This is a genomic window from Bradyrhizobium barranii subsp. barranii (assembly GCF_017565645.3).
GTDB lineage: Bacteria > Pseudomonadota > Alphaproteobacteria > Rhizobiales > Xanthobacteraceae > Bradyrhizobium > Bradyrhizobium barranii.
The window spans coordinates 416192-441161 of sequence record NZ_CP086136.1 but is presented as its reverse complement, the minus strand read 5'-3'; the positions used below and the strand labels follow the sequence as shown (position 1 = coordinate 441161).

Here is a 24970-nt window from a genome sequence, read left to right as displayed (position 1 = left end):
GTAAGGCTAAACCACCGCCAACTTGCGATCGATCACCAGCAGCACGCGCTCGAGCTCATGGCCGCGGCGCAGGATCAGGCCAGTCGCCGAGATCACACTGTACATGCCCTGCTTGCGCGCCAGCCGCGGGTCCTTCTCGATGCGATAGATCGGCACTTCCGAGGCGCGGCGGAAGACCGAGAACACCGCGCGGTCCTTCAGGAAGTCGATGGCATAGTCGCGCCACTCGCCGTCGGCGACCATGCGGCCGTAGAGGTTGAGGATGCGGTTCAGTTCCAGCCGGTTGAATGTCACCCGGTTGGGTTGGGCATTCGCAGCGGTGGGGCGCGCCACTGCGCGCTGCTCGCTCGGATCGGCATCCTCCGGCGTCAGACTCATCGAGCGCCTCCTCATCTCGCGGCATGATCGCATCCGCGAAGGACCGTCCCCGGAACCGCGGATCATGACAATTGCATGATCGCGCCAACCGTTCCCCGCCGCAAGGGGCTCTTCACTCAACTGATTGAATCGGGTGCGAATCGGAGCACACGCAGGAGTGGAATTCTATCGCGGCAAACCGTCACGGGATCGTTAGAAGGAATCTTGATATCGCCGCTTTTCCGCCAAGCGCCTGCCGCCCTGCATTGCGAAAAGACCTGTGTGCGTTGACCCGGTCCTTTCGGTTCCGGATTCCTCAGCCCCCAGCCCCCCGGGACCGTCAGGATCGGGTCTGTACGCGCGACAAGGAGGGCCAACGCAAGTTGGTCCTTTTTGGTTTGTGCCGAGATGTTTCCGGCACGACCAACTTCCCTCTGATTGACGCGAAGACGACTCTCTCCCCTCATCCTGGGGAGCCGCGAAGCGGCGTCTCGCAGGATGGAAGGCCGCTGCATCAGCCGCGCCTGCATGGTTCTCGCGGCGACGAGTAGCATCGTCCGCCTCGCGCGCAAGGGCGCTCCTCACCATGAGGCGTGAGAGCGAGTACGACGCTGGCGAGAGAAATCTGATCTAGTGCAGCGACGTGTACGCTGCGCCGAGCATCGCACCCGGCTTCTCACGGCTGCCGTCCTGGACATAGACCACAGCGCCGTCGACGCCGTCGCGCGTGAGATTTTCCAACGGCACCGTCCAGCTTTCCGGACGCCCGTTCCAGTCGCCGACCTTGAGCAGGTTGCGCACGACGTTGTGATAGGTGATCTGCTGTCCGCGATTTTCGCCGCGGCTGATTGCGATCGGCACCGATTTCGTGATCGAGCAGATCCAGACCTCACCGTGCGAGACCGCCGACTCCTTGCTCGCCGCCACCGACACGTTGATCTGCTTGCCTGCAAGCGACATCGTCACCGGCACGCTCATTACGCCTGCGCCGTTGTCGGTCTTGCCGATCGCGCTCTCGATGCCGGCGCGATCGCTGCCGATGACATGCGTCGAACCGTTGACCACGACTTGCGGCGTATAGACCTCGCGGTCGCCGCGCATGCGCGAATAGGCGCGCTGCCGCGCCGAGAAGCGCGAATCCGCAAGCGTGTCCTTCCAGCCGAGATAATCCCAATAGTCGATCGGCATGCTCAGCGCGATGATCGACGGGTCGTTGGAGAGATCGCCGATGACCTGGTCGGCGGGCGGGCAGGAGGAGCACCCCTGCGATGTGAAGAGCTCGACTACGGCGCGAGGATCAGCCTCGGCGGGACGGATGACGGCGACGATGGCGCAGATACCAAGTGCTCCCGACCAGAGTGCACCGGACCAGCGCGAAACCAGATTAGAAGCCATCATTGCAGTCATTTTGAACGTCACACCTCGCACGCGTGGGGGAAGATCCTATCGCCTGATGGTCACCGTAGTCTTACGGGCATCGTACATTCAACCGTCCGGGGCGAGGTTTTCCGCCGGGCGGGACCATCGGACGCGTGTTCTAACGCACGAAGGCGGCATTGTGATAGGCCGCCCTCGTTTAACCTTCTACTCACGTCGCGGTGAGCCACCGTTCACAAATTCGCGCTTAGGCCGCGAGCTTGCGCAGCACGTAGTGCAGAATGCCGCCGTTCCGGTAGTAATCGAGCTCATCCAGCGTATCGATGCGGCAAAGCAGCGAAACCCGCTGCAACGAACCGTCGCCGGAGACGATCTCCGCGGTCAGCTTCTGACGCGGCTTCAGGTCGCCGACCAGGCCGCGCAGCGTGACCTTCTCGTCGCCCTTCAGGCCGAGCGACGACCAGGAGGTGCCCTCTTCGAAGGTCAGCGGCAGCACGCCCATGCCGACCAGGTTGGAGCGGTGGATACGCTCGAAGCTCTGGCAGATCACGGCGCGGACGCCGAGCAGGCGCGTGCCCTTCGCAGCCCAGTCGCGCGAGGAACCGTTGCCGTATTCGGCGCCGGCGAACACCACCAGCGGCACCTGCTCCTGCTGGTACTTCATCGCGGCGTCGTAGATCGACATCTGCTCGCCGTCGGGCCAGTGCTTGGTGAGACCGCCTTCCGGGATATTTCCGTCAGCGCCCTTCAGCATGAAGTTCTTGATGCGGATGTTGGCGAAGGTGCCGCGCATCATCACTTCATGGTTGCCGCGACGCGTGCCGTACTGGTTGAAGTCGGCCGGACGCACCTGGTGTTCGCTTAGATATTTGCCGGCGGGCGAGGTGAGCTTGATCGAACCGGCCGGCGAGATGTGGTCGGTGGTGATCTTGTCGCCGAACATGGCGAGGATGCGCGCCTCGATGATGTCGGTGACCGGCTCCGGCTCCTTCTTCATGCCATCGAAATAGGGCGGGTTCTGCACATAGGTCGAGCTCATGTTCCAGCGATAGGTCTCGCTCTCGACCGTCTTGATCTTGCGCCAGTTGGTGTCGCCCTTGAACACGTCGGCATACTTCTTCTTGAAGATCGACGCGGTCACGAACTTCTTCATGAAGGCGTTGATCTCCTTCGTCGTCGGCCAGATGTCCTTGAGGTACACCGGCTTGCCGTCCTTGCCTTCACCGAGCGGCTCGACGGCGAGGTTCTTGGTGACGCTGCCTGCGAGCGCGTGGGCGACGACCAGCGGGGGCGAAGCGAGATAGTTCGCCTGCACGTCCGGCGAGACGCGGCCTTCGAAGTTGCGGTTGCCGGAGAGCACGGCGGCCGCGACGATGCCGTTGTCGTTGATCGACTTCGAGATCTCCTCGGGCAGCGGACCGGAATTGCCGATGCAGGTGGTGCAGCCGAAGCCGACCAGGTTGAAGCCGACCTTGTCGAGATCGGCCTGCAGACCGGAATCGGCGAGATAGGCCGCGACCACCTGGCTGCCCGGCGCGAGCGATGTCTTCACCCACGGTTTTGCCTTGAGGCCCTTGGCGGCAGCGTTGCGCGCAAGCAGGCCGGCGCCGATCAAGACGCTCGGATTCGAGGTGTTGGTGCAGGAGGTGATGGCGGCGATCACGACGTCGCCATGACCGATCTCGAAGTTCTTGCCGTCGACGGCAAAGCGCTTCCCGGGCTCGTCGGTCTTCTTGTACTCGGTGCCGAGCGCGAGCGAAAAGCCTTCGGCGACCGACGGCAGCGCGATGCGGCCTTCGGGACGCTTCGGACCGGCCATCGAGGGAACGACGTCGCCGAGGTCGAGGGTCAGCGTTTCCGTGAACACCGGATCGGCCGACTTGGCGGTGCGGAACAGGCCCTGCGCCTTGGCATAGGCCTGCACCAGCGCGACGCGCGCCGGAGCGCGGCCGGAGGTCTTGAGGTAATCGAGCGCAGCAGCGTCGACCGGGAAGAAGCCGCAGGTCGCGCCATATTCCGGCGCCATGTTGGCGATGGTCGCCTTGTCGGCGACGGACAGGTGATCAAGGCCGGGACCGAAGAACTCGACGAACTTGCCGACCACGCCGAGCTTGCGCAGCATCTGCGTCACGGTCAGCACGAGGTCGGTCGCGGTGACGCCTTCCTTCATCGCGCCCTTCAGCTTGAAGCCGACGACGGTGGGCAGCAGCATCGACAGCGGCTGGCCGAGCATGCAGGCTTCCGCCTCGATGCCGCCGACGCCCCAGCCGAGCACGGCGAGACCGTTGACCATGGTGGTGTGGGAGTCGGTGCCGACGAGCGAGTCGGGATAGGCGACCTCGAAGGTGCCGGTCTTCTTGCCGACCGTCATCTTCTCCTTCTTGGTCCAGACCGTCTGGGAGAGATATTCGAGATTGACCTGATGGCAGATGCCGGTGCCGGGCGGCACGACCGAGAAGTTCGAGAACGCCTTCTGGCCCCACTTCAGGAACTCGTAGCGCTCCTGGTTCTGCTTGTATTCCTCGGTGACGTTCTTGCCGAAGGCCTTGTTGTCGCCGAAGAAATTCACGATCACGGAGTGGTCGATGACGAGGTCGACCGGCACCAGCGGATTGATCTTCTCGGCATCGCCGCCGAGCTTCTGCATCGCGTTGCGCATCGCGGCGAGGTCGACCACGGCCGGCACGCCGGTGAAATCCTGCATCAGCACGCGGGCCGGGCGGAATGCGATCTCATGCTCCAGCGACTTCTTGCGCAGCCACTTCGACACCGCCACGATGTCTTCCTTCTTGACCGTGCGGCCGTCCTCGTTGCGCAGGAGGTTCTCGAGCAGAACCTTCATCGAATAGGGGAGTTTCGAAATTCCCTTCAGACCATTCTTCTCGGCCGTGGGCAGGCTGTAATAGACATAGGTCTTGGCGCCGACCTTGAGGGTCTTTTTGCATTTGAAGCTGTCGAGCGAGGTCATGTAGGAAATCCCAATTGTTAGTTATACCCGGCAAGGGGTATTTTAACACCGTCAGCGAGTCCGGCTGGGTCGCTTGCAGGGGCAGGTTAAGTTGCTGCATCAAGTAGTTCCGGGCTTATAGAAGCTTTCTAACCGCGCCGCCACAGCCACAAACGTGCCGCAGCAATCCGCGAGCCAAAAATTCCCATGCGCTACCCCAAGATTTCCTGAGGCCAGGCTTTGAGCGGATTGAACCAAGGCAAGATGCAGCTGTCCGGACGCGGGGTCGTCTGCGTGCGCGGCGGCCGCGAGGTGTTCTCCGGGCTCGATTTCGAGGCGGTCTCGGGCGAGGCCGTGGCGGTCGTGGGCCGCAACGGCTCGGGCAAGACCTCGCTGCTGCGGCTGATCGCGGGCCTGCTGATTCCGGCCGGCGGGACAATCGCGCTCGCCGGCGGCGACGCCGAGCTGACGCTGCCGGAGCAGTGCCACTATCTCGGCCATCGCGACGCCCTGAAGCCGGCGCTGAGCGTGGCGGAAAACCTGTCATTCTGGGCTGATTTTCTGGGCGGCGAGCGCAGTGATGCGGCCAAGAGCCTCGCCATCGTCGGGCTCGATCACGCCACTCACCTGCCCGCGGCCTTCCTGTCCGCCGGCCAGCGCCGCCGCCTGTCGCTGGCCCGGCTGCTGACGGTGCACCGCCCGGTCTGGCTGCTGGACGAGCCGACCACGGCGCTGGACGTGGCCGGCCAGGGCATGTTCGAGGGCCTGATGCGGGAGCATCTCGGCCGAGGCGGCCTGATCATCGCGGCGACGCATGCGCCGCTGGGCATCGATTCGCGGGAGCTGAGGATTGGGGAAATGGCATGATTCCGACGGACCCTCAGCTTTCCAAGCGGCCGGGCCCGGCTCTCTCCGTTCCCTCCCCCCTCTTGTCCGCCGAAGCCTTGGCGAAGGCGGATGCGAGGGAGGGAGCGCAGCTCGCCCGGGGCAACCGGCGGGGGTCGTCTCCTCACCCATGGGAGCCGTGGCATGACCGCCCTGTCCGCCCTCATCCGCCGGGATATCCGGATCGCGCTCCGCGTCGGCGGCGGGGCGCTGATCGGCGTGCTGTTCTTCCTGACCGTGGTGGTGCTGATGCCGTTCGCGGTGGGGCCGGATCTGGCGCTGCTGTCGCGGCTCGGGCCGGCGATCCTGTGGCTAGGCGCGCTGCTGGCGAGCCTGCTCACCCTGGACCGGCTGTTCATGGCCGACCACGAGGACGGCTCGCTCGACCTGATCACGATGAGCCGGACGCCGCTGGAACTCGCCTGCGCCGCCAAGGCGCTGGCGCATTGGCTGGCCGCGGGCCTGCCACTGATTGTCGCAACCCCCGTGCTCGGCCTGCTGCTCAACCTCGACATGGTCGCGACCGGGGCGGTGGCGCTGACGCTCCTGGCCGGTACGCCGGCGCTGACCTTCACCGGCATGATCGGCGCGGCGCTGGCGGTGACGCTGCACCGGGGCGGACTGTTGATGGCCGTGCTGGTGCTGCCGCTGTCGATCCCGGTGCTGATTTTCGGCGTCGCGGCCTCGCAGGCCGTGATCGTCGGTCCCATGACGTTCGGCGCGCCGTTCTCGATCCTGTGCGCGCTGTCGCTGGTCAGCCTCGTCATCGGCCCTTTCGCGGCGGCGGCGAGCCTGCGCCATGGTCTCGATTGAAATGGGCCGGATTGCCCTTGACCCCGATCAACTTTCGCTGCGCGCTTTTATGCTGATTGCGTGAGTGCTGACCTGTGATTATCAGAATACCATGACGCTGATCGATCTCGCCAATCCGACACGGTTCCTCGCGCTGACGGCGCGGGTGTTGCCGTGGCTTGTGGCCGCGACCGTCATCCTGCTCACCATCGGCCTCTACCAGTCCGCTCTCGCGCCCGACGACTACCAGCAGGGCGCGACGGTGAAGATCATGTTCATCCACGTGCCCAACGCCTGGCTGTCGATGTTCGTCTGGGGCGTGATGAGCATCGCCTCATTGGGCACGCTGGTGTGGCGGCATCCGCTCGCCGACGTCGCCGCCAAAGCCGCCGCGCCGATCGGCGCCGCCTTCACCTTCCTCGCGCTGCTCACGGGATCGCTGTGGGGCCGGCCGATGTGGGGCACCTATTGGGAATGGGACGCGCGGCTGACCTCGGTGCTGATCCTCTTCCTGATGTATCTCGGCCTGATGGCGCTGTGGCGCGCGGTCGAGGATCCCTCGCGCGCGGCGCGCGCCGCCGCGGTGCTGACGCTGGTCGGCGCGATCAACCTGCCGATCATCAAATTCTCGGTCGATTGGTGGAACACGCTGCACCAGCCGGCGTCGGTGATGCGCATGGGCGGCTCGACGCTCGACAAATCGTTCCTGATCCCGCTGCTGCTGATGGCCATCGCGTTCACGCTGCTGTTCGTCACGTTGCACCTGGCGGCGATGCGCAACGAGATCTTGCGCCGCCGCGTCCGCTCCTTGCAGATGATGCAAGCGAGCCAGAAGGCCGCATGACGATGTCACTTGGTCCCTACGCGTCCTTCATCGTGACGTCCTATGCCGCAGCCGCGCTCGTCGTCGTGATCCTGATCGGCTGGATCGTGCTCGACTATCGCAGCCAGACCGAGCGCCTGCGCGAGCTCGACCGCAGCGGCGTCACCCGCCGCTCCGGACGCAGCGCAACGGACACGCCGTGAGCGATCAATCATGAGCGATCAACCGACTTCCGCTCCGCCGCAGCGCCGCACCTTCCTGATGGTGCTGCCGCTGATCGCCTTCATCGCCCTGGCGCTGCTGTTCTGGTTCCGGCTCGGCAGCGGCGATCCCTCGCGGATTCCCTCCGCGCTGATCGGCCGGCCGGCGCCGCAGACCGCGCTGCCGCCGCTCGAGGGATTGCAGGCCGAAAATTCGCAGGTGCCGGGCCTCGATCCCGCCGCGTTCAAGGGCAAGGTCAGCCTCGTCAATGTCTGGGCGTCCTGGTGCGTGCCCTGCCATGACGAGGCGCCGCTCCTGACCGAGCTCGCCAAGGACAAGCGCTTCCAGCTCGTCGGCATCAACTACAAGGACGCGGCCGACAACGCGCGCCGTTTCCTCGGCCGCTACGGCAACCCGTTCGGCCGCGTCGGCGTGGATGCCAACGGCCGCGCCTCGATCGAATGGGGCGTCTATGGCGTGCCGGAGACGTTCGTCGTCGGGCGCGAAGGCACCATCGTCTACAAGCTGGTCGGACCGATCACGCCGGACAATTTGCGCACGGTGTTGTTGCCGCAGATGGAGAAGGCGTTGAAGGCGGGGAGCTGAGCTCCGCTCTCGCGCGAGCGCAGGGGCCAGCACCACGCACCGCTGTCATGCCCCGGCTTGACCGGGGCATCCAGTACGCCGCGGCCTCACCGTATCTCACGACTGTCTCTGGAATACTGGATCGCCCGGTCAAGCCGGGCGATGACAGTTGAGTGTATGGCCGCATTTCAGCTCGCAATGACGAGCTGAGAGACCGTCACCTTTTCCTTACATCCCCCGCCTCGGCCTCGCTCGCCTCCAGCGACGCCGGCTCGATCCCGTAGCGCTTGGTCAGCGGCATCTGGGCGATGGCGAAGATCATCGTGATCGGGGTGACGCCGAACACCTTGAAGTTCACCCAGAAATCCGTGCTCTGGGTGCGCCAGACGATCTCGTTCAGGATGGCCATGCCGGCGAAGAACAGCGCCCAGCGCAGCGTGAGGATGCGCCAGCCCTGCGGGGTCAGGTTGAACATCTGGTCGAACATCACGGCGATGAAGGAGCGGCCGAACAACAGCCCGCCGCCGAGGATCGCCGCGAACAGGCCGTAGATGATGGTCGGCTTGACCTTGATGAAGGTCTCGTCGTGCAGCACCAGCGTCAGCGTGCCGAACACCAGCACGATCACGCCTGTCACGATCGCCATGATCGGGATGTGGCGCGTCACCACATAGGACGCGATCATCGCCGCGACGATCGCGACCATGAAGGCGCCGGTCGCGGCGAACAGATTGAACTTCGCATTCACGAAGAAGAACACGAGCAGCGGACCGAGCTCGGTCGCGAGCTTGAACAGCGGATGCGGCTGGGTCTTGTCCATTCTCAGCTTTCGATTCCAGCGATCGCGCGGGCGAAATCGCGCGCGGTGAACGGCGCGAGATCGTCGACACCTTCGCCGACGCCGATGAAATGCACCGGCAGTTTGAATTTCTCCGCGAGCGCCACCAGAATGCCGCCGCGCGCGGTGCCGTCGAGCTTCGTCATCACGAGGCCGGTGACCCCCGCCGTGCGATGGAAGGCCTCGACCTGCGACAGCGCGTTCTGGCCGACGGTGGCGTCGAGCACAAGCAGCACGGCATGCGGCGCAGTGTCATCCACCTTGCGGATCACGCGCACGACCTTTTCGAGCTCGTTCATCAGCTCGGCCTTGTTCTGCAGGCGGCCGGCGGTGTCGATCAGGAGCACGTCGATGGCCTGCTCCTTCGCTGCCGTCAGCGCGTTGAAGGCGAGGCTTGCCGAATCCGAGCCCTGGGTGCCAGCGATGACCGGCGTCCTGGTGCGCTCGCCCCAGACCTTGAGCTGCTCGATCGCGGCCGCGCGAAACGTGTCGCCGGCGGCCAGCATCACCTTGCGGCCTTCGGATGCGAATTTTTGCGAGAGCTTTCCGATGGTTGTGGTCTTGCCGGAGCCGTTGACGCCGACGACGAGGATGACGAACGGCTTCCTGCCCGCGTCGATCTCGAGCGGCTTTGCCACCGGCGCCAGCACCTTCTCGACCTCGGTGGCGACGACGTCCTTGACCTCGTCCGCCGAGATCGCCTTGTCATAGCGCCCCGTGCCGACGGCGTCCGCGATCCGCACCGCGACCGACGTGCCGAGGTCGGCGCGCAGCAGCACGTCCTCGATGTCGTCGAGCATGGCGCGGTCGAGCTTGCGCTTGGTGACGAGGTCGGCGACCGCGGTCCCGAGCGAGGACGAGGTACGCTTCAGCCCGTTGGACAGGCGGCGCCACCAGCTCAGCTTGGGGGGATCTGACGTGGTATCGTTCATGGTGGCGGTGTGTTAGCCGTTCCGGCTCCCAAACGAAAGTGTTGACCGAAAGTCTTGCAATTGCTCGATGTTCCCGAATTGACCGCCGACGAGATCCTGGCGCGCGTGCTCCATCGCGACGGGTTGATGCTGGTCATCGACAAGCCCGCCGGCCTGCCGGTGCATCGCGGCCCCAAGGGCGGGGCCAATCTGGAAACGTCGTTCGACGCGCTTCGTTTCGGCCTGCCGCGGCCGCCGGTGCTGGCCCACCGGCTGGACAAGGACACCTCCGGCTGCCTCGTGCTCGGCCGCCATCGCAAGGCGACGGCCTCGCTCGGCCTCCTCTTCAAGCACGGCAAGATCGGCAAGACCTACTGGACCGTGGTCGAGGGCGGCCCTGCCGAGGACGAAGGCACCATCGACATGCCGCTCGGCCGGCTCAATGCCGAGCGCGGCTGGTGGCAGAAACCCGATCCCGAGGGCCAGAAGGCGATCACCAACTGGAAGGTGATGGGCCGGGGCGACGGGCTGGCCTGGCTCGCCATGGAACCGGTGACCGGCCGAACCCATCAATTGCGGGTGCATTCGGCGTCGACCGGCTGGCCGATCTTCGGCGATAACATTTACGGCAACGGCCCGCGCTTCGGCGAGCCGCGGCTGCACCTGCATTCCCGCGAGATCGTGGTGCCGATCTCCCGGAACAAGGAGCCGATCCGCGTGGTCGCGCCGGCCCCGCTCCACATGCACGAGAAGCTCCGCGCTTGCGGGTGGAATGGGGAATGACGTTGCCAGACCCTCATGGTGAGGAGGCCGCGTAGCGGCCGTCTCGAACCATGAAGGCCCGACTGTCGCCCGCGGCCATCCTTCGAGACGCCCGCTTCGCGGGCTCCTCAGGATGAGGAGCATTGGCCGGTCGGGGAGCAAAGCAGTGCTCGCCTTCCGCCCCGTGGTTTACGAAACGTTCAGTGCTCGTCTCTATTGATAGCGATTGCTTAGAACAAGCTTCCGTCATTCGCTCAGGACGAGCAACGCGTCATGTCCACGGCCGAGTTTTCGATCATCGATGAAGTCGAATCAGCGATTCGGCTCGGCTCGGCGGAAAAGGGCCTGGAAACGGCCCGCCGCGTCACCGACCTGTTCCTCTCCTCCGCCGGAAGTTTTGGCAACGAGCAGATCGCGCTGTTCGACGACGTGCTCGAGCGCCTGATCGGCACCATCGAGCTGCGCGCCATCGCCGACATGGGCGCACGAATTGCGCTGGCCGAGATCAGCGCGCAGCTTGCGCCGATCGCGCAGGCGCCGCCCTCCGTGATCCGCCGCCTCGCCAATAATGACGAAATTCGCATCGCCGGTCCCGTGCTCCAGGAATCCGCGCGCCTCGACGATGGCGAGCTGGTGAAGATCGCCTCCAGCAAGGGCGAATCGCATCTGCTCGCGGTCGCCGGTCGCTGGTGGCTCAAGGAGATCGTCACCGACGCGCTGCTGGCGCGGCGCTATCCCAGCGTCAGCCGGCGGCTTGCCGCCAATCCCGGCGCGCGCGTTTCCGGAAACGGATTTGCCGTCATCGTCGGGCAGGCGGAGGCCGATCCCGAGCTCGCCGTGAGCGTCGGCGTCCGCGTCGACCTGCCGTCCGATTTGCGCCGCCGGTTGCTGCGTTCTGCGACGGATGCCGTGCGGACCCGGCTGCTGTCGCGCGCACCGCCGCATCTGTTCGAGGAGATCCAGGGCGCGATCGCCGCCGTGACCGTCGGTGTCGAGCGCGAGATGTCGGCCGTCCGCGATTTCGAAGGCGCCAAGCGGGCCATCGCAAATCTCAAGGCGACGGGCCAGCTGACCGAGGCGACGCTGCTCGGCTTCGCCACGCAGCGGCGCTACGAGGAAACCGTGGCTGCATTAGCGGCCCTGTCCGGATCGACCGTCGAAGTGATTCGCCCGCTGATGCAGAGTCTGCGCGAGGACGGCTTGCTGGTGCCGTGCAAGGCGGCCCAGCTCAGCTGGGAAACCACAGCCGCCGTGCTCGAGAGTCGCTTTGCCACCGGCGCGATGAAACCCGCTGATATCGCGAGGGCGAAAAGCAATTACGCGCGAATGACGTCGGAGAACGCGCGGCGGACGCTGCGATTCTGGCAGGTGCGGGCGTTGTAGGCTCTTCCCCTCTCCCCTTGTGGGAGAGGGTGCATCGCGAAGCGAGGCGGGTGAGGGGTCTCTCTCCGCAAACTCAACTCCGCGCTTGCGGACGCAACCCCTCATCCGGCGCTTCGCGCCACCTTCTCCCACAAGGGGAGAAGAAAGCAAGCACTGCTTACGTGGTTAGCCGCTCGCCATCGCTGCCGGCGATCATCAGCGGCACCACACGGCCAATACGTTCACCCGCGATCGCCACCGGCAGATAATGCTCCGTGCGGCCCTGGCTGCCGCTCTCGATCAGCACATCGCGCGTCGTACCCACTTCCTCTTGCAGCCGCCGCCGTAACGCCGCTTCGCCCGCCGCACGCAGCCGCTTCGCACGCTCCTTGATCGCACCGCCCGCGACCTGCGGCATCCGCGCGGCCGGCGTGCCGGGGCGCGGCGAATACGGGAAGACGTGCAGGAACGTCAGGCCGCACTCCTCGACGAGATCCAGCGAGCGCGAAAACATCTCCTCTGTCTCGGTCGGAAAGCCCGCGATGATGTCGGCGCCGAAGGCGATGTCTGGACGCAGGCGGCGGACCTGATCGCAGAACGCGATCGCATCGTTGCGCGAATGCCGCCGTTTCATGCGCTTCAAAATCATGTCGTCGCCGGATTGCAGCGACAGGTGCAGATGCGGCATCAGGCGCGCATCGTCGCCGATGGCATCCAGCAGATCGGCATCGGCCTCGATCGAATCGATCGAGGAGATGCGCAGGCGCTTGAGCTCCGGCACGTGCCGCAAGATCTGCTTCGTCAGCATGCCGAGTCTTGGTGCACCCGGCAGGTCGGCGCCATAGCTGGTGAGGTCCACACCGGTCAGCACGATCTCGGCATGGCCGCGCGCAACCAACGCCCGCACCTGATCGACCACCGCGCCCATCGGCACCGAGCGTGAATTGCCGCGGCCATAGGGGATGATGCAGAACGTGCAGCGATGGTCGCAGCCGTTCTGCACCTGCACGAACACGCGCGGCAGGCCGCTCGCAAAGCCGTCGATCAGATGCGGCGCCATCTGCTTCACCGCCATGATGTCGCTGACGGCGATCTTTTCGCTCGCACCGAGATCGAACGCGGCACGCGCATCGCGCCAGGCTTCGCTGCGCATCTTGTCGTCATTGCCGAGGACGCGATCGACCTCGGCCATGTCTGCGAACATCCGGCTCTGCGTCTGCGCCGCACAGCCGGTGACGACGATGCGCGCGCCCGGTCGTTCGCGCTTCAATTTACGGATCGACTGGCGCGCCTGCGCCACCGCCTCGTTGGTGACGGCGCAGCTGTTGATGACGATGGTATCGGAAAGGCCCGCGCCCTCGGCCTCGCGGCGGATCAGTTCGGCCTCGAAGGCGTTGAGGCGGCAGCCGAAGGTGACGACGTCGACGGCCATCAGCCGACCGGCGCGAACAGCGCCGGATCGAAGGAGCCCTCATATTCGAAGGTCGCGGGGCCCGTCATCAGCACGTGGTCGTCGTTTTCACGCCATTCGATCCCGAGCTTGCCGCCGGGCAGCGTGATCTCGACATTGCGCTCGGTGCGCTTCAGCCGTGCAGCAGCGACCGCGGTCGCGCAGGCCGCCGAACCACAAGCTCTGGTCAGGCCCGCGCCACGCTCCCAGGTGCGGATCGTGATGTGCTGGGGATCGACGATATGGGCGAGCGTGATGTTGGCACGTTCGGGGAAGATCGGATGATTTTCCAGCAGCGGACCAAAACGCTCGAGATCGTAGGCGTTGACGTCCTCGACCCAGAAGATCGCATGCGGATTGCCCATGCTCACCACCGAGGGCGAATGCAGGATCGGATTGTCGATCGGCCCGATCTGCAATTCGATGTAGCGGGTGTCGCGAAACTCTTCCGCCAGCGGAATGTCCTGCCAGCCGAATTTTGGCGCGCCCATATCGACGGTATAGAGATCGGGTGCCGGGCCCTGCCAGCAATTGAGCAAGCCCGCAGCGGTCTCGAACGTTGCCGTGGTCTGCCCGGTCTTCTCGAAGATGCGCCGCACCACGCAGCGCATGCCGTTGCCGCAGGCGCCGGCCTCGGAGCCGTCGTTGTTGTAGATGCTGATGAAGGCCTCGGTCCCGTCGAACCGCGGCTTCCGGAGCACCATGAGCTGATCGTAGGGCACGCCGCCCGGCGCGGACGCGACCGCGCGGGCGTCGTCCGGCGTCACCGGCGCGGCGGAATCACGCATGTCGACAACAACGATCTCGTTGCCGATGCCGTTCATCTTGGCAAATGCGTGGTTGGCCAGAGCGCTCATGAAATGTCCCGAATTTCGCCTGCCTTATATGGCGATCCTTGGCGGCTTGGCCAGTGATTTGCCGCCATAGCCATGACGCATCTGTCATGGGACGAATTCGGCACTCGCGTGTTAGAACGGCACGGTTCGCGCAATCCGGGACGCGCGGCCGGCTCAAGGCCTTGGGGACGTAAGGCCTTGGCGCATAAGCCCTTGGGGAGAATAGAATGAATCGTTTTTGTCGCCTCGCACTGCTCGCGCTGATCCCGGCAGCGACCATGTCGTTTGGCGTGCCCGGCGCTCTGGCGCAGACCCCGAGCCCGGCGCCCGCCGCGTCGGCCAGCCCCTCGCCGGCTCCTTCGGCCTCGCCCTCCCCGGCCGCAAGTGCCGCACCTGCGCCCGCGGCGGCGCCCTCTCCGGCGCCATCGCCTGCGGCCAGCGCTTCGCCCTCACCCGCTCCGGCGGCCCCACCGCCCGCTGCGGCCGCGACACCTGCCCCGGTGCAGACCGCCGATCCCTTTGGCCTGGAGACCACGCTCGAGCCGAAGAAGGTCGTGATGGTCAAGGGCACTGCCAATTGGGATTCGGCCTTCGACACGCTGATCGACGCTTTCAAGGCGCTGAACACGCTGCTGGACAAGCAGGGCATCAAGCCCGCCGGCAATTCGATGATCGTCTACACCTCGACCGACGACACCGGCTTCACCTTCCTGGCCGAGATCCCGGTCGAGCAGGACCCGAAGAACCTGCCCAAGGACATGAGCATCGGCAAATCGCCGGAAGGCAAGGCGTTGAAATTCGTCCATCGCGGCTCCTACGACAACATGGACAACACCTATGAGGCGATCACCAATCACCTCGACGACAAGAAGCTGGAAGCCAAGGACACCTTTATCGAGGAGTACCTCACCGATCCCCTGAAGACGGCCGAGGACAAGCTCGTGATCAACGTGTTCGTGCCATTGAAGTGAGAGAGATGAAGAAGCCTGCCGTCCTTTTTACGTCTATTGCCGCCGCTGTCGCCGCCACGCTGCTGGCAACGCCCGCACGCGCGGACGATTTTCCCTCCGCGATCTCGGTGAGCGGCGAAGCCACGATCTCCGCGGCGCCCGATCTCGCGCAGATCGACGCCGGCGTCGCCAACGACGCCAAGTCGGCGAAGGAAGCCTCCGACGCCAACAACGCCGCGATGGGCAAGGTGCTGCTGGCGCTGAAGGGCGCCGGTATCGCCGAGAAGGACTATCAGACCTCGCGCCTGTCCTTGCAGCCGCAATACGGCCAGAACAAATCCACCGGCGCTTCGCCCGTGGTCGGCTTCCGCGCCTCTAACCGCGTTACCGTGAAGATCCGCGACGTGACCAAGGTCGCTGGCATCATCGACACGCTGGTCGGCGCCGGCGCCAACGACATCGGCAACATCTCCTTCGAGGTGACGCAGGCCTCAAAGCTGCTCGACGACGCCCGCGAACAGGCGGTCGTGGACGCCCGCCGCAAGGCTGAGATCTACGCCAAGGCCACCGGCGTCACGCTCGGCTCGCCGCTCAGCGTATCCGAGGGCGGCGCTCCGGTGCCGCTGTTCAAGGCAAGAATGGCGACCGCGCCGATGGCGGCGCCCGCGGCAGTCGCGCCGGGCGAGGAAACGCTGTCGGTGACGGTGAATGTGAGCTGGGCGATTATTCGCCCTGAGGGCAAGTAAGTCTCGTGTCCCGGACGCGCTGCAGCGTGAAACGCTGCTGCGCAGAGCCGGGACCCAGAAAGCCAACGGCACGTGCTGCTGCATGGGCCCCGGCTCTGCAGCGCACCGTCGAAGAGACGCTGCGCTGCGTCCGGGGCACAGTTGTGTACGTGGATGGAGTCAGATCTCCACCACCTGCCCCGGCTGCATCGCCACAAACTGCTCCTGCGGAATCTTCGCGGCATCCAGCGCTTCGACCAGCGCCTTCGCCGGCGCGTCGATCGCTTCGTCCGTCAGCTGGAACGTGCCGTGATGATGTCCGAGCGCGGCTTGCGCGCCGCAATCGGCCAGCGCTTTCACGGCGTCTTCCGGATTCATGTGCTGGTCGCGCATGAACCAGCGCGGCTCGTAGGCGCCGATGGGAAGGATCGCCAGACGCAGCGGCCCGTGCTTCTCGGCGACGCGGCGGAAATGCCCGCCGTCGCCATAGCCGGAATCGCAGACGACGTAGATTTTTCCCGCAGGCGTCTCCAGCACGAAACTCGCCCACAGCGCCTTGTTGCGATCGAACATGCCGCGCGCCGACCAGTGCCGGGTCGGCACCAGCGTCACGGCGATGCCGCCGCCGAGCTCGACGCGGTCGTGCCAATCGAAGACCTCCGCCTTGATCGAGGAGTCGGCGCTGCGCATCGTTACGTCGTTGCCGAGCGGCGTCACCACGCGCGGCGAAAATTTTTTGCGAGCCGGGACAATGTCGTGATGTCCAGATGATCGTAATGACCGTGCGAGACCAGCACGACGTCGATTTTCGGCAGCTTCTCGAATGCGATACCGGGATCGTTGTGCCGCTTCGGTCCGGCAAAGCTGACGGGCGAGACCCGCGAGGACCAGACGGGATCGACGAGGATGTTGAGGCCGCCGGCCTGGATCAGCCAGCTGGCGTGGCCAACGAAGGAGAGCCGCACCTTGTCGCCCTCGACGCGCTGCGGCGGCGTGTCGGCATAGGGGTTGGGCACCCAGTCGGGCCAGTCCGCGCGCTGCCCCCGGCCACCTAATTGCCACCGCAGCACCTCGCCGAGCGATCTCGGCGGCGCCCCGTCGGGATCGAAGAAGGTCAGGCCGTCAAAATGGTCGGAGACCGGGCCGTCATAGGTTTTCATGCGGGACATCCAGAGGGGCGGAACACCAACCAGCGCGGCGCCACCGGCGAGCGATCCAAAGAGGCGGCGGCGGGTGATCGGCACAAGCGGGCTTCAGGGATGGTAACGGAGGTAAGTCATCGTCTTCTATATGGGCGGAGCCCAGGCAAAAGGAACCGGCCGCCAAAAGCTCCGTATTCTCAGGGCCTTGCCCTGGCAAAGGCACCCGGCACCCTAACTTTCCTTGACTTTTGGGCGGGAGCGGCGTTTAACCCCGCCACTTTCTCGGAAAGGCTTTCTTTTCGACCCGCCCACTGGCCCTGGAGGCCAGAGGCCAACGCCCGACAGCGCTGTGCGCCCTCGGGCGCAAAGGTGTTTGGAAGATCGCTTGCTTAGGAAGTGGTCATCGCCCGACTTGATCGGGCGATCCAGTATCCCAGAGGCAGCTCGGCTGAACCGAGGTGCCGCGGCGTACTGGATGCCCCGGTCGAGCCGGGGCATGACAATGGTGAACGCGGCAACCCTGCGCGAGCAGGACAAGGGACAACGGCATTGTTCGACAATCTGTCGGAACGGCTTGGTGGCATTCTCGATCGTCTGACGGGGCGCGGTGCGCTGACCGAAAAGGACGTCGACGCCGCGATGCGCGAGGTGCGCCGCGCGCTGCTGGAGGCCGACGTCGCGCTCGAAGTGGTCCGCAGCTTCACCGAGCGCGTCCGCGAGCAGGCGATCGGCGCCACCGTCGTCAAGTCGGTCACGCCCGGCCAGATGGTGGTCAAGATCGTCCATGACGAGCTGATCAACACGCTCGGCGCCGAAAGCCAGACCATCGACATCAATTCCGTGCCGCCGGTTCCGATCATGATGGTCGGCCTGCAAGGCTCCGGTAAGACCACCACCACCGCAAAGCTCGCCCGCCGCATGGTCCAGCGCGACAAGCGCAAGGTGCTGATGGCTTCGCTCGACATCTATCGCCCGGCGGCGATGGAGCAGCTGGCCGTGCTCGGGCGCGATCTCGACATTCCGACGCTGCCGATCGTCGCCGGCCAGCAGCCGGCTCAGATCGCGAAGCGCGCGCTGGAGGCCGGCAAGCTTGGCGGCTACGATGTCGTGCTGCTCGATACCGCCGGCCGCACCACGCTCGACGAAGACATGATGGCGGAAGCAGCGGCGATCAAAGCCGCCGCCAATCCGCATGAAGTGCTGCTGGTCGCCGATAGCCTCACCGGCCAGGACGCCGTGAATCTTGCGCGCGCCTTCGACCAGCGGGTCGGCCTCACCGGTATCGTGCTGACCCGCGTCGACGGCGACGGCCGAGGCGGCGCTGCGCTGTCGATGCGCGCTGTCACCGGCAAGCCGATCAAGCTGATCGGCACCGGTGAAAAGACCGACGCGCTGGAAGATTTCCATCCCGATCGTATCGCCGGCCGCATCCTCGGCATGGGCGACGTGGTCTCGCTGGTCGAACGTGCCGCCGCCAATATCGACGCCGAGAAGGCCGCGCGCACCGCCGAGCGCATGCGCAAGGGTCAGTTCGACCTCAACGACATGCGCGAGCAGCTGCTGCAGATGGCGAACATGGGCGGCATCAGCGGGCTGATGGGCATGATGCCCGGCATCGCCAAGATGAAGAACCAGATCGCGGCCGCCGGCATCGACGACAGGATCCTGAAGCGGCAGGTCGCGGTGATCGATTCCATGACGCGCGACGAGCGCCGTCATCCCGACCTGCTCAAGGCCAGCCGCAAGAAGCGCATCGCCGCAGGAAGCGGCCAGAGCGTCGAGCAGGTCAACAAGCTGCTCAAGATGCACCGGAACATGGCCGACGTGATGAAGGCCATGGGCTCGGGCAAGCGCGGCCCGCTCGCCGGCATCGCACAGGCGATGGGCTTTGGCGGTGGCATGAAGCCGCCCTCACCGGAAGAGATGAAGGCGTTGCAGGAGAAGATGCAAGGCGGCGGACAAGGTCTGCCCAGCCTGCCGAAGGATTTGCCCGCTGGTCTGCGCACCGGCCTGCCCAACGTTCCCGGACTGACCGGGCTGAGCGGCAAGCCGACGCTGCCGGGCCTCGGCGGATTTCCGGGCAAGAAGAAATGAGGAATTCGTCGCGAGGGATCCTAAGCACCTCGCGCGACGCGGAATACCAATCAACCGAACAAACTGTACTTCGAAGGAGAACTAAATGTCCGTCGTTATCCGCCTCGCTCGCGCAGGCACCAAGAAGCGCCCCGTCTATCACGTCGTCGTCGCCGATTCGCGCTTTCCCCGCGATGGCCGCTTCATCGAGCGTCTCGGTTATTTCAACCCGCTGCTGCCGAAGGACAACGAGGCCCGCCTCAAGCTCGACATGGACAAGGTGAAGGCCTGGGTCGCCAAGGGCGCGCAGCCGTCGGACCGCGTGGCGCGTTTCCTCGACGCCGCCGGCATCAAGAAGCGCGAAGCGCGCAACAACCCTGAGAAGGCCGTGCCGCGCAAGGAGCGCAAGGCGCAGGCCGAAGCCGCCGCGAAGGGTTAAGTCGCTTCGATGGCCGGGCCTTCATGCTTCGAGACGCACGGCTTACGCCGTGCTGCTCAGCATGAGGGTCTATCTCCTCATCCTGAGGAGCCGCGAAGCGGCGTCTCGAAGGACGAGGCCAGCTGATGTCTCAGCTCGTCTGCGTCGCGCGGATCGGCGCCGCGCATGGTGTGCGCGGTGCGGTCAAGCTGTGGACCTTCACCGAAGATCCCTTTGCCATCAAACGCTACGGGCCGCTGCTGTCCAAGGACGGCAAGCGCCAGTTCGAGGTCGCGCAGGCGCGCGAGGCCAGGGATCATCTGGTCGCGACGTTCAAGGGCGTCACGACCCGCGATGAGGCCGAGCGCCTCAACGGCATCGAGCTCTACGTCGCGCGCGAAAAGCTGCCCGCGACCGACGAGGACGAATATTACCACACCGACCTGATCGGGCTCGCCGCCGTCACCACCGACGGCGACGCGCTCGGCCGCGTGCTCGCGATCCACAATTTCGGCGCCGGCGACATCATCGAGATCGCTCCGCCGAAAGGATCTGCAAAGGGCACGACGATGCTGCTGCCGTTCACAAACGCGGTGGTGCCGGAAGTCGATCTCACAGGCGGCCGCGTCGTGATCGCGCTGCCGCAGGAGATCGAGGGTGAGGACAAGGACGAAGCCCTATCCACGGGTCGTCCCCGCGAAGGCGGGGACCCATAATCGCAGGCCGTGGTTTTTTGGCTAAGCTGGTAGCCTCGATCATCGCAAAACGAAGTGCGATGGTTATGGGTCCCGGGCTCGCGCTCCGCGCGCCCCGGGACGACGAGATCGGGAAGCAATGACGACCTCCTCACCCTGGCGCGCGACCGTGCTGACGCTGTTTCCGGAGATGTTTCCGGGGCCGCTCGGCGCGAGCCTGGCCGGCCGGGCGCTGGCTGGCGGGCTCTGGGAGCTCGAGGCGCGCGACATCCGGGCTTCCGCCACCGACCGGCATCGGAGCGTCGATGACACCCCGGCCGGCGGCGGACCCGGCATGGTGCTGCGGGCCGATGTTCTGGCGGCGGCGATCGATGCCGCCGGGATCAGCCCGCACCGGCCGAAACTGCTGATGAGCCCGAGGGGTCGGCCATTGACCCAGGCCCGGGTGGTGGAGCTGGCCGAGGGTCCGGGTCCCCTGATCGTCTGCGGACGGTTCGAGGGGGTGGACCAGCGGGTGATCGACGGACGGGGCCTGGAGGAGGTCTCGATCGGCGACTACGTGCTGTCCGGGGGCGAAATCGCCGCGCTGGCCCTGATCGACGCCTGCGTCCGGCTGCTGCCCGGCGTGATGGGCAAGGAGGCCTCGGGAACCGAGGAAAGCTTTTCGGAGGGCCTCCTCGAATACCCCCAATACACCCGTCCGCAGCTGTTCGAGGGGGCTCCGATCCCGGAGACCCTGACCTCCGGCGACCACGCCAAGGTTGCAGCCTGGCGGCGGGCACAATCCGAGGCCCTGACCGCGGCCCGGCGGCCTGATTTGTGGGCCAAAATCCCGGCCAAAGCCCCGAATCGAGCCAGACGCCAAAAAACGCCAAAAAACAAGACAGACGGGTGACAAACGCTCCGGCTTGCCTTATAGGAGCGGCCACATCCGCAATAGCTGGATCAACGAATTTCGCGCAGCCCCCGTCCTGCGGCTGGGCGCGCCGATGGAGATTTACCCATGAACCTGATCCAACAGCTCGAAAAAGAGCAATTCGACAAGCTCTCCGCCAGCAAGGAGATTCCGGAGTTCGGTCCCGGTGACACCGTGATCGTCAACGTGAAGGTCGTCGAAGGCGACCGCACCCGCGTGCAGGCCTATGAAGGCGTCTGCATCGGCCGTTCCGGCGGCGGCCTCAACGAGAGCTTCACCGTCCGCAAAATCTCCTATGGCGAAGGCGTCGAGCGCGTGTTCCCGCTGCTCTCCCCGATGATCGACTCGATCAAGGTGGTGCGCCGCGGCAAGGTGCGTCGTGCCAAGCTCTATTACCTCCGCAACCTTCGCGGCAAGTCGGCCCGCATCGTCGAGAAGACTGAGCACGCCAAGGCCGTCAACGAGTAAGCTCCGTTTACAGACGAGTTCTAGAGAGCGCGGGGCAAAACCCCGCGCTTTTTTGTTGCGTCAGCCGTGCGCGTCAAAGCACTCGCGCTTCCAAATCGGCCTGCTATATATTCTTGGAATGTTTCCAGATCAGACCAGCCTCGCCCCCGTCACGCGCATCGTCATCGACGATCGCTCGCGGCTGCCTGGCCGGTTCTTCGGACGCTTCGCGACCTCGGCAACGTCAGAGCTTACGCGCGCAGCCTAAAAGCTGCGCTGACGATTTTGTTGCCCGCGCGTGACCGCGCATATCCGCACCACAACATTCCTGGAGCTGAAGCTCATGTCCAAGCCGACCACATTGTACGACAAGATCTGGAACGACCATCTGGTGCACGAAGCCGACGACGGCACCTGCCTGCTCTATATCGACCGCCATCTGGTGCACGAAGTGACCTCGCCGCAGGCGTTCGAGGGTCTGCGCGCCACCGGCCGCAAGGTGCACTCGCCGGAAAAGACGCTCGCCGTCGTCGACCACAACGTGCCGACCACCGATCGCACCAAGCCGAATCCCGATCCGGAGAGCATCGAGCAGATCAAGGCGCTGGCCGAGAACGCCAAGCAATTCGGCATCGAATATTACGACGAGTTCGACAAGCGCCAGGGCGTCGTCCACGTCATCGGCCCCGAGCAGGGCTTTACCCTGCCCGGCACCACCATCGTCTGCGGTGACAGCCACACCTCGACGCATGGCGCGTTCGGCGCGCTCGCACACGGCATCGGCACCTCCGAGGTCGAGCACGTGCTGGCGACGCAGACGCTGATCCAGAAGAAGGCGAAGAACATGCGCGTGACCGTCGACGGCAAATTGCCTGAAGGCGTGACGGGCAAGGACATCATCCTCGCCATCATCGGCGAGATCGGCACTGCCGGCGGCACCGGCTACGTGCTGGAATACGCCGGCGATGCGATCCGCGCGTTGTCGATGGAAGGCCGCATGACGGTCTGCAACATGTCGATCGAGGGCGGCGCGCGCGCCGGCCTGGTTGCGCCCGACCAGAAGGCGTTCGACTTCCTGCGCGGCCGCCCGAAGGCGCCGAAGGGCGCGGACTGGGACGCGGCGATGCGCTACTGGGAGAAGCTGCGCTCCGACGACGGCGCGCATTTCGACCACGAGCTGCGCCTCGACGCTGCCAAGCTGCCGCCGATCGTGACCTGGGGCACCTCGCCTGAGGACGTCATCTCGGTGACCGGCATCGTGCCCGATCCGGATCAGATCGCGGACGAGGCCAAGCGTCTCTCCAAGCACCGCGCGCTGAAATACATGGGCCTGACGGCGGGCACGAAGATCACCGACATCAAGCTCGACCGCATCTTCATCGGCTCCTGCACCAACGGCCGCATCGAGGATCTGCGCGCGGCGGCGAAGATTGCCGAAGGCAAGACCGTTTCAGCGCATGTCAACGCCATGGTCGTGCCGGGCTCGGGCCTCGTGAAGGAGCAGGCCGAAGCTGAGGGTCTGGACAAGATCTTCATCAAGGCCGGCTTCGAATGGCGCGAGCCGGGCTGCTCGATGTGCCTCGCGATGAACCCGGACAAGCTCGCTCCGGAAGAGCGCTGTGCCTCGACCTCGAACCGCAACTTCGAGGGCCGCCAGGGTTTCAAGGGCCGCACGCATCTGGTGTCGCCGGCGATGGCGGCAGCGGCTGCGATCGCGGGTCACTTCGTCGACGTCAGGGAGTGGCGGTAAGCCGCTCCCTGCAATTTGAGCTAAAGCGGCAAACGGCCGTTAATCGGCATCGCCGACACTGTGTCCTCGCGACGGTTTCGCGAGGACACAGCTCATGGCCAACAAGCCTGAATATGTCGATCTGATCGGCGAGGTGACGCGCCAGCACCGGCGGCGCGCAACGCCCTTGCCCATCGTCGCCAAGCCCGAGGTCGAGGAGACCTCGAAGCTCAGCCGCTGGCCGCCGGCGATGATCAAGCAGTGGAAGCTCGAGAACCTGACGCGGTGGAAGCCGGCGTCATGGAAATTGAAGGATTGGCTCTAGGCCAAGCTCACCGTCATGCCCGGGCTCGTCCCGGGCATCCACGAATTTTCTTCGCAGCACAAGAACGTGGATGGCCGGGACAAGCCCGGCCATGACGAGTGCGGAGCTAGCAGCAACTCACATTACCAATAGCGGTACGGATAGTGCCAGCGATGCCACCGGCAGACGCGGCGCGGGCCGTAATAGGTCCAGATCACCCGGCAGCGGCGCGGATAGTTGTAGTAGGGATAGTAGCCGCCGTAATAATAGCGCCGGTGGAAGTGGCGATAGCCGTAATGCGGGCGATAGATTCCGTAGCGATGAAAACCGCCATAGTGGCGAAATCCGCCGTAGCGATAGCCGCCACCATGAAAGGCGGGTGCGGCGCGGAAGCCGCCGATATGGCCGCCCCGAAAGCCACCGCCGCGGAAACCGCCGATATGCCCTCCGCCACCATGGAAACCACCGCCACGAAAACCGCCGCCGCCATGGAAGCCGCCACCATGTCCACCACCGCCGCCACCGTGGCGAACCTGCGTGATCATGTCGTCGCTTGCAGCCTTCGCCGCCGGCAACGGCGTCGGATTGATCGGAGTCATCGCTTCGGCACGTTGTGCAGTCCCGGCCGACAGCATCAGCGTGGCAACGGCCGCAAGCCCGAGCAAGCGTATCGAGCTTGTCCGAGCATCCAAGATCCGCAGCATGGAATTCTCCCTGAATCTGAACGGCAGCATTGCGGCGCAGCGTCGCTCGCATCGCTGTTCAATTGCAGTCGCTCCCAAGATTAAATTAGGGACAGCGACGTGAACGCCTTGTGAATGAACAAGCTTCCTGCCGAGGCGCCGTGCCACGACAAAAGGAATTCGAAAGATGACCGTCTACGCGATCGCGCAATTGAAGATGACGGACCGCGCGGCCTATGACCGCTATCAGGCGCGGTTTTTCGACGTGTTCAGAAAGTACAATGGACGGCTGCTCGCCGCCGACGAGCAGCCGCGCGTGCTCGAGGGCCCGTGGCCATTCGACAAGCTCGTCATGATGTCGTTTCCCGACGAGGCCGCATTCCTCGCCTTCTCGAATTCACCGGACTACGAAGAGATCTCGCGCGATCGCAAGGCGGGCGCGCAGGCGACCGTGCTGCTGGTCAGGGGATTTGCGCCGGCGGGCTAACGCGGCGCGTCACCACCACGGCCCGTAGCCGAACACGAAGGGTGCCGGCACGCCGTAGGGATAGGGACGATAGTAGATGGGCCGCGCGTAATAATGCGGATCATGGGGCGCTGAGCGCCGCGCAACGTCATGGTGTCTTGCGTGCCGTCTCGCATCGAAAATCGCTGTCCCGGCCGAGGCATCCGACTTCGTCACACTCTGCGCGGTTGAAGCGCGAGGCAAACCCGCTGCGAGCCCGGCGACAACGGCCAATGCAATCCATCTCGTCATGACGA

Annotated in this window: 26 protein-coding genes and 1 pseudogene; 17 read left to right on the top strand and 10 right to left on the bottom strand. The window is 65.1% G+C overall.

Features of this window, described 5'->3' with window-relative positions:
- Positions 1-6: 6 nt before the first annotated feature.
- The 3 genes from J4G43_RS02070 to acnA form a co-directional block, all read right to left on the bottom strand.
- The gene (locus tag J4G43_RS02070; RefSeq protein ID WP_063980407.1) at positions 7-378 is read right to left on the bottom strand and encodes a DUF2794 domain-containing protein; all 372 of its coding nucleotides are present in this window, start codon (positions 376-378) and stop codon (positions 7-9) included.
- Between the two features lie 609 nt (positions 379-987).
- Entirely contained in the window at positions 988-1764 is a 777-nt protein-coding gene (locus J4G43_RS02065) for a DUF1223 domain-containing protein (protein WP_135215832.1), read from the bottom strand.
- A 217-nt stretch (positions 1765-1981) separates the two neighbouring features.
- Positions 1982-4702, bottom strand: coding sequence for an aconitate hydratase AcnA (gene acnA / locus J4G43_RS02060; RefSeq protein WP_063980406.1), 2721 nt, complete (start codon positions 4700-4702; stop codon positions 1982-1984).
- Between the two features lie 243 nt (positions 4703-4945).
- On the opposite strand from acnA, the gene ccmA reads away from it, so the two are divergent.
- From ccmA to J4G43_RS02035, 5 genes are all read left to right on the top strand, one after another.
- A complete protein-coding gene (gene ccmA / locus J4G43_RS02055; RefSeq protein ID WP_208089228.1) occupies positions 4946-5548 on the top strand; it encodes a heme ABC exporter ATP-binding protein CcmA in 603 nt (200 codons plus the stop codon).
- A 162-nt stretch (positions 5549-5710) separates the two neighbouring features.
- Positions 5711-6379, top strand: a complete 669-nt coding sequence (ccmB, locus tag J4G43_RS02050; protein ID WP_028150494.1) for a heme exporter protein CcmB — start codon at positions 5711-5713, stop codon at positions 6377-6379.
- 91 nt (positions 6380-6470) lie between these two features.
- On the top strand, positions 6471-7202 hold the full coding sequence (locus J4G43_RS02045; RefSeq protein WP_038932544.1) for a heme ABC transporter permease: 732 nt from the start codon (positions 6471-6473) through the stop codon (positions 7200-7202).
- Positions 7199-7384: a heme exporter protein CcmD gene (gene ccmD / locus J4G43_RS02040; RefSeq protein ID WP_014490637.1), complete on the top strand. Its 186-nt coding sequence runs from the start codon at positions 7199-7201 to the stop codon at positions 7382-7384. Before J4G43_RS02045 ends, ccmD begins: the two co-directional genes overlap by 4 nt.
- 10 nt (positions 7385-7394) lie before the next feature.
- Positions 7395-7988, top strand: a complete 594-nt coding sequence (locus J4G43_RS02035; protein ID WP_208083921.1) for a DsbE family thiol:disulfide interchange protein — start codon at positions 7395-7397, stop codon at positions 7986-7988.
- A 196-nt stretch (positions 7989-8184) separates the two neighbouring features.
- Here the strand turns inward: J4G43_RS02035 and J4G43_RS02030 are convergent, their stop codons facing one another.
- The gene (locus tag J4G43_RS02030) at positions 8185-8787 is read right to left on the bottom strand and encodes a septation protein A (protein ID WP_071908654.1); all 603 of its coding nucleotides are present in this window, start codon (positions 8785-8787) and stop codon (positions 8185-8187) included.
- Between the two features lie 2 nt (positions 8788-8789).
- On the bottom strand, positions 8790-9737 hold the full coding sequence (gene ftsY / locus J4G43_RS02025; protein WP_071908655.1) for a signal recognition particle-docking protein FtsY: 948 nt from the start codon (positions 9735-9737) through the stop codon (positions 8790-8792).
- A 60-nt stretch (positions 9738-9797) separates the two neighbouring features.
- Between ftsY and J4G43_RS02020 the strand changes: the two genes are divergently transcribed.
- Positions 9798-10499 carry an RluA family pseudouridine synthase gene (locus J4G43_RS02020; RefSeq protein WP_208083920.1) on the top strand — a complete coding sequence of 234 codons (702 nt, stop codon included), beginning with the start codon at positions 9798-9800 and terminating at the stop codon, positions 10497-10499.
- A 252-nt stretch (positions 10500-10751) separates the two neighbouring features.
- Positions 10752-11861, top strand: a complete 1110-nt coding sequence (locus J4G43_RS02015; protein WP_208083919.1) for a DUF2336 domain-containing protein — start codon at positions 10752-10754, stop codon at positions 11859-11861.
- 157 nt (positions 11862-12018) lie between these two features.
- Here J4G43_RS02015 and mtaB read toward each other — a convergent pair whose 3' ends face one another.
- Together mtaB and dapF are read right to left on the bottom strand one after the other, a co-directional pair.
- Positions 12019-13272, bottom strand: a complete 1254-nt coding sequence (mtaB, locus tag J4G43_RS02010) for a tRNA (N(6)-L-threonylcarbamoyladenosine(37)-C(2))-methylthiotransferase MtaB (RefSeq protein WP_208083918.1) — start codon at positions 13270-13272, stop codon at positions 12019-12021.
- Positions 13272-14147 carry a diaminopimelate epimerase gene (gene dapF / locus J4G43_RS02005; RefSeq protein ID WP_208083917.1) on the bottom strand — a complete coding sequence of 292 codons (876 nt, stop codon included), beginning with the start codon at positions 14145-14147 and terminating at the stop codon, positions 13272-13274. The genes mtaB and dapF overlap by 1 nt, the downstream gene beginning before the upstream one ends.
- Before the next feature lie 206 nt (positions 14148-14353).
- Here dapF and J4G43_RS02000 point away from each other — a divergent pair, with 206 nt between their 5' ends.
- Complete coding sequence (locus J4G43_RS02000) at positions 14354-15097, top strand: GyrI-like domain-containing protein (RefSeq protein ID WP_071908659.1); 744 nt, start codon at positions 14354-14356, stop codon at positions 15095-15097.
- 5 nt (positions 15098-15102) lie between these two features.
- Positions 15103-15822, top strand: coding sequence for an SIMPL domain-containing protein (locus tag J4G43_RS01995; protein ID WP_208083916.1), 720 nt, complete (start codon positions 15103-15105; stop codon positions 15820-15822).
- Positions 15823-15981: 159 nt separating this feature from the next.
- On the opposite strand, the pseudogene J4G43_RS01990 reads toward J4G43_RS01995, so the two are convergent.
- Positions 15982-17045: pseudogene (locus tag J4G43_RS01990) on the bottom strand (MBL fold metallo-hydrolase).
- 447 nt (positions 17046-17492) lie between these two features.
- Here J4G43_RS01990 and ffh point away from each other — a divergent pair.
- From ffh to J4G43_RS01955, 7 genes are all read left to right on the top strand, one after another.
- Positions 17493-19037 carry a signal recognition particle protein gene (ffh, locus tag J4G43_RS01985; protein WP_208083915.1) on the top strand — a complete coding sequence of 515 codons (1545 nt, stop codon included), beginning with the start codon at positions 17493-17495 and terminating at the stop codon, positions 19035-19037.
- Positions 19038-19122: 85 nt separating this feature from the next.
- The gene (rpsP, locus tag J4G43_RS01980) at positions 19123-19455 is read left to right on the top strand and encodes a 30S ribosomal protein S16 (protein WP_208083914.1); all 333 of its coding nucleotides are present in this window, start codon (positions 19123-19125) and stop codon (positions 19453-19455) included.
- A 125-nt stretch (positions 19456-19580) separates the two neighbouring features.
- The gene (gene rimM / locus J4G43_RS01975) at positions 19581-20150 is read left to right on the top strand and encodes a ribosome maturation factor RimM (protein ID WP_208083913.1); all 570 of its coding nucleotides are present in this window, start codon (positions 19581-19583) and stop codon (positions 20148-20150) included.
- 118 nt (positions 20151-20268) lie between these two features.
- Positions 20269-21024 carry a tRNA (guanosine(37)-N1)-methyltransferase TrmD gene (trmD, locus tag J4G43_RS01970; protein WP_208083912.1) on the top strand — a complete coding sequence of 252 codons (756 nt, stop codon included), beginning with the start codon at positions 20269-20271 and terminating at the stop codon, positions 21022-21024.
- 108 nt (positions 21025-21132) lie between these two features.
- Positions 21133-21513, top strand: a complete 381-nt coding sequence (rplS, locus tag J4G43_RS01965; protein WP_063980390.1) for a 50S ribosomal protein L19 — start codon at positions 21133-21135, stop codon at positions 21511-21513.
- Between the two features lie 322 nt (positions 21514-21835).
- Complete coding sequence (gene leuC, locus J4G43_RS01960; RefSeq protein WP_063985988.1) at positions 21836-23242, top strand: 3-isopropylmalate dehydratase large subunit; 1407 nt, start codon at positions 21836-21838, stop codon at positions 23240-23242.
- Positions 23243-23336: 94 nt separating this feature from the next.
- The gene (locus tag J4G43_RS01955) at positions 23337-23546 is read left to right on the top strand and encodes a hypothetical protein (RefSeq protein ID WP_208083911.1); all 210 of its coding nucleotides are present in this window, start codon (positions 23337-23339) and stop codon (positions 23544-23546) included.
- 122 nt (positions 23547-23668) lie between these two features.
- On the opposite strand, the gene J4G43_RS01950 is transcribed toward J4G43_RS01955, so the two are convergent.
- On the bottom strand, positions 23669-24229 hold the full coding sequence (locus J4G43_RS01950) for a hypothetical protein (protein WP_208083910.1): 561 nt from the start codon (positions 24227-24229) through the stop codon (positions 23669-23671).
- A 166-nt stretch (positions 24230-24395) separates the two neighbouring features.
- On the opposite strand from J4G43_RS01950, the gene J4G43_RS01945 reads away from it, so the two are divergent.
- On the top strand, positions 24396-24695 hold the full coding sequence (locus J4G43_RS01945) for a DUF1330 domain-containing protein (RefSeq protein ID WP_085402927.1): 300 nt from the start codon (positions 24396-24398) through the stop codon (positions 24693-24695).
- A 9-nt stretch (positions 24696-24704) separates the two neighbouring features.
- Here J4G43_RS01945 and J4G43_RS01940 read toward each other — a convergent pair whose 3' ends face one another.
- On the bottom strand, positions 24705-24965 hold the full coding sequence (locus tag J4G43_RS01940; protein WP_084794921.1) for a hypothetical protein: 261 nt from the start codon (positions 24963-24965) through the stop codon (positions 24705-24707).
- Between the last annotated feature and the right edge of the window lie 5 nt (positions 24966-24970).